Annotated in this window: 1 protein-coding gene; it reads left to right on the forward strand. The window is 39.8% G+C overall.

Annotated elements, in window-relative coordinates; all coding sequences use genetic code 11:
- Positions 1-606 (forward strand): hypothetical protein (locus tag ACFINM_RS09890; RefSeq protein WP_375641398.1); only part of this gene is annotated, 606 nt, incomplete at its 5' end.
- Positions 607-633: the final 27 nt, after the last annotated feature.

The raw sequence follows: 633 nt of genomic DNA on the forward strand, positions 1-633 counted from the left end.
GCTGATGTTAAGGCTGGTGCCTTGGGTGGCTTTATTGAAAAGGAAGATAACCTCTCTCATGATGGCAATTGCTGGGTTTATGATAATGCTTGTGTTGTAAAATCTGGTCGTGTTTATGAAAATGCAAGGGTATATGGCAATGCTGCCATTGGTGGTTTTGTTTATGGCAATGCGCATGTATATGATAAAACCCGCGTGTATTTTGGAGCTCATGTTTATGATAATGCGCATCTTTCTGATAAGGTGTGGGTTTATCAATATGCAAGGGTTTATGGGAATGCAAAATTAACAGGAAGTGCACGCATTTATAGCAAGGCTGAGGTTTATGATCATGCTGTTGTAAGTAGCTCTTCAAAAATTTATGGCAAGGTTTATGGCAATGCTAGCGTGGGTGGGTATGTTAAGGTCTATGGTTCTGTTTATGGGAATGCAAAAGTGACTGGTTATCACACCATTAGAGGTTTGGTACATGGCAATGCAAGGTTAAAAAGAGATGGTTATTCATATGTCAAACAAAACTTTTATTATGCATATGGAATTCCTGAAGATTGTGAAATTTATGAAAACGATACCGTTGTAAAGATTATTGAAAATAACGCTGCGTAAATAATGCGCGGGCGCGGCGGGGGCGCC

This window comes from Bartonella sp. AA168HLJHH (assembly GCF_042197365.1).
Taxonomy (GTDB): domain Bacteria; phylum Pseudomonadota; class Alphaproteobacteria; order Rhizobiales; family Rhizobiaceae; genus Bartonella.